This window comes from Actinoplanes sp. NPDC051633 (assembly GCF_040681735.1).
Taxonomy (GTDB): Bacteria; Actinomycetota; Actinomycetes; order Mycobacteriales; family Micromonosporaceae; genus Actinoplanes.
In genome coordinates, this window is sequence record NZ_JBFAZH010000803.1 from 1 (window position 1) to 3,622 (window position 3,622).

A 3,622-nucleotide genomic window follows, 5' to 3' on the forward strand; every position below is an offset into this window, starting at 1 on the left:
GCCGCCTCGACGTCGCCGTCGTGCCGCCGGAGTGCGGCGCCGAGCCGGTCGGCGCCGGCCAGGGCCAGGGCGGCGCCATGGCCGGCGAAGAGGCTGACACACCAGGCCGCGTCGCCGAGGAGCGCGATCCGGCCGGTGCTCCATCGCGGCATGACCACCTGGCTGACCCCGTCGAAGTACGCGGCGTCCGGGTCGCTCGCCAACTGCCCGATCGCCTCCGGCACGCCGCCTGCCAGGTCCCCGAACGCCTCTTGGAGCGCATCGACCGGCCCGCGGCGCAGCTGTCCGCCCGGGTCCGCGCTGCGGTAGGTGAAGAACGCTGCGGACCGCCGTGGACCCAGGTTGACGATCGCGGCCGTCCGGCCCGGCCCGATGAACGTGGTGCTCGACGACTCGGGAACGCCCGCCACCGGGCGGGCCAGCGGAAACGCCGCCACGACGTACGGGAAGTCGACGCGGAAGCCGGAGCCGAAGGCCGCCGTGCGGGTCGCGGAACGGACTCCGTCGGCGCCCACCAGCAGCTCGGCGTCCTCGGTGGTGCCATCGCTGAGGGTGACGCGCACCCCCTCGGCATCGTGGCCGACCGCCGAGACGGTGGTGCCGATGCGGACGGTGGCGTGGTCGCGGGCCGCTTCCCACAGCACGGTCTCCAGGTCGCCGCGGAACACCGTCAAGGTGCGGGCGCCCAGGGCGGACTCGGCGACGGCCGCCGGCACGGTGAGCTTCGGGCGGCCGTCGGCGCGCACCAGCACGGTGGTGAAGAGGCGCAGCGCCCGGCCGGACAAGGCGGGCAGCAGGCCGAGCCGCTCGGCGGCGTCATAGCCCGGGCCGAGCAGATTGACCAGGTAACCGCCGCTCCGCCGCGCGGGGGCGCGCTCGACCACGGTCGTGCGCCATCCGTCGCGACCGAGACGGAGGGCCGTGGCCAGACCGGCGATGCCGGCGCCGACGATCACCACAGGCTTCATCGGTGCCGGCAATCTCGGCGATGCCGTCCTCGCGACACCGCTGGGCACGCTACGAGCGCTGGCCAGGGTGCTGGCGTGCCGTCCGGGCCTGGTGGCGGAGGTCGAAGCGGTGCTGGGCGGCGGGAGCGCGGGGCTGCAGGCGATCGAGCGCGCGGTGGCCGGCTATCTGGCCGCCGAGCAACGACTCGGCCGGGTGCCGGCCGGAGCGGACACCGATGCGCTGGCGCTGACGGTGGCCGGCGTGCTGCACCACGTGGCGCTCACCGACGGCGGGGATCACGGAGCGAACCCGGGCGCGGAAACCCGTCTCCGCCGCGCGATAGCCGAGCTGATCGGCGCCCCGGCTCACCGTCCCGTCACGGGCCGGTAGCTGTCGAACTCGCTCTCCAGGACGCCCTCGCCGTGGGTGAGCCCGGGCAGGGCCTCCTCGACCGCCCGCAGCCGGGCCGCCGGGACGAGGCCGCCGATCACGAAATCGTCGCCGCGCACCTCCGACGTCTCCGGCACCGCGCCCAGGCGGCTCAGCGCGCCCAGTGCGGGACCCAGCGTCGTGGCCGGCCCGTCCAACCGGAACCGGTGAATCGGCTCGCACACCACCGTGCCCGCGCGCCGCAGCGCCTCCGTCAGCACGATGGGCAGCAGCTTGCGGAAGTCGGCCGCGGTCGTGCTCGGCGCCACGAAGCCGGTTCGTGACGCGATCACCCGGACGTCGATCACCTCCCAGCCGTGCAGGCCCGCCCGCAGCGCGCGGCGGACCGTCGCCTCAAGGGCGTCGCGGAAGAACTCCTCGGTCCTGAAGACGTGGATCGGGACCTGCTCGATCGGGACGTCCAGCTCGAACGAGACGCCGGAGCCGATCGGCGCCGGTTCCACCCTGAGGTCGAGCGTGGCGAAGTAGGGGTTGTCGTCCTTGCCGAGCGTACGGCCGGCGAACCCGGCTCCGGCGGGGCGTTCGATGTGGATCGTGCTCGTCCCGCGGAACGACACCGCGACGCCGTACTGCTCCGCCAGCGTCGTCTCGATGACCTCCTTCTGCACTTCGCCGTAGAGCGAGACGGTGTCGTCGGCGCGCAGGTTGATCAGCGGATCCTGGTCGGCCAGCTCGGCGAGGGCGGTGTGCAACGCGTGCCGGTCGGCGGGGTCCCGGGCCACCACAACGGTCTCCAGCGCCGGCGGTGGGAAGAGCTGACGCCCGGCGCCGGCATGGGGTTGCCCGATCGCGTCGCCGATGCGCACCTCCCGCAGGCCGTGCACCTTGCCGATCTCCCCCGCCCGCAGGGCCGGCCCGCCCTCGATGGCGGTGACCACGCCGGCCGGCAGGCGGTCGCGGACCCGCAGCGTGCCGTCGAACATGCGGACGTACGCGATCCGCGCGCCCGCGCGGTCCCGCTCCACCTTGAACACGGTCCCGCTCACCGGCGCGGCGGGATCGCCGGCGGCCACGGGCAGGAGGTCGGCGAGGCCCTGGATCAGGGCGTCCACGCCGGCGCCGGTGACCGCCGAGCCGAAGAACGCCGGATGGATCTCGCCGGACCGGGCGCGCTCGGCGAGGGCGGCGCAGATCTTGGGGTACGACAACTCGTCCCGGACGAAGGCGGCCAGCAAATCGTCGTCGCCCGTCGCCTCGACCACCCGGGCGGCGAAGTCGTCGCCGGGCGGGTGCGTCGTCGCCGCCGGGGTGCCCGGCCCGCGAACGGCGTTCAGCGCCACGACCCGCGGGGTGAGCTTCGCCGCGATCTCTCGCAGCACCTCCGTCGGGCGCGCGCCGGCCCGGTCGATCTTGTTGACGAACAGCAGCGTCGGTACCCCCAACCGGCGCAGCGTGCGCATCAGCACCCGGGTCTGGGCCTGCACGCCCTCGACCGCGGACACCACCAGCACGGCGCCGTCGAGCACGCGCAGCGCCCGCTCCACCTCGGCGATGAAGTCGGGGTGGCCGGGTGTGTCGATGAGGTTGACCGTGACGTCGCCGACCGGGAAGGACGCGACCGCGGTCTTGATGGTGATGCCGCGGCGGCGCTCCAGCTCGAGCGAGTCGGTCCGGGTGCTGCCGGCGTCCACGCTGCCGATGGTGTCGATCACGCCGCCGGCGTAGAGGAGACGCTCGGTCAGGCTGGTCTTACCGGCGTCAACATGCGCGACGACGCCCAGGTTGAGGAAGCTCACGAGGTGTCAGGTCCTTTGCGACGGTTTCCGGCAGGGAGAAGAAACCGACTCGCATCTCGAACCTCCTGGGACCGCGGGACCTGACCTCCCGGACGTTAGCGCGCGCCCGGCCCGAGCGCGCCCGATTTAATTCCGCTGCTGAGCCATCCACTGCCAGATGTGGGTGCCGTCGATGCTCGGGTCGTTGCGGGCGACGTAGATCCACGACCAGTGGCCGGGGAACCGGTAGCCGTTCCACACCACCTGGTCATACAGGGTCATCAGGGAGCCGGGGATCAGCTCGTGCGCATGCACCGTGTTCGGCTCCGGCGGCACCGTCGTGTCGTCGCGCGACGCGACCAGCCACGTCGGCGTGTCGATCCGGCGCAGCTCGGCGTCGCTGACCAGCGGCTCGGTGCTGCCCCGGAACGGCGCGACGACACCGCAGATCGGCACGGAGGCGGCGAACAGATCGTGGTAGATGTTGGTCATCTCGATGCTCATGTAGC

Annotated in this window: 3 protein-coding genes and 1 pseudogene; 1 reads left to right on the plus strand and 3 read right to left on the minus strand. The window is 73.2% G+C overall.

Annotation, left to right across the window (positions count from 1 at the left end):
• The coding region (locus AB0M20_RS32315) for an FAD-dependent oxidoreductase (protein WP_364304123.1) at positions 1-956 on the minus strand (956 nt) is incomplete at its 3' end.
• Here AB0M20_RS32315 and AB0M20_RS32320 point away from each other — a divergent pair.
• On the plus strand, positions 922-1,338 hold the full coding sequence (locus tag AB0M20_RS32320) for a hypothetical protein (protein WP_364304124.1): 417 nt from the start codon (positions 922-924) through the stop codon (positions 1,336-1,338). The genes AB0M20_RS32315 and AB0M20_RS32320 overlap by 35 nt on opposite strands.
• Here the strand turns inward: AB0M20_RS32320 and AB0M20_RS32325 are convergent.
• Complete coding sequence (locus AB0M20_RS32325; RefSeq protein WP_364304125.1) at positions 1,314-3,134, minus strand: translation factor GTPase family protein; 1,821 nt, start codon at positions 3,132-3,134, stop codon at positions 1,314-1,316. The two genes, AB0M20_RS32320 and AB0M20_RS32325, sit on opposite strands and share 25 nt — an antisense overlap.
• A gap of 126 nt (positions 3,135-3,260) precedes the next feature.
• Positions 3,261-3,622, minus strand: a pseudogene (locus AB0M20_RS32330) (hypothetical protein); the annotation flags it as partial.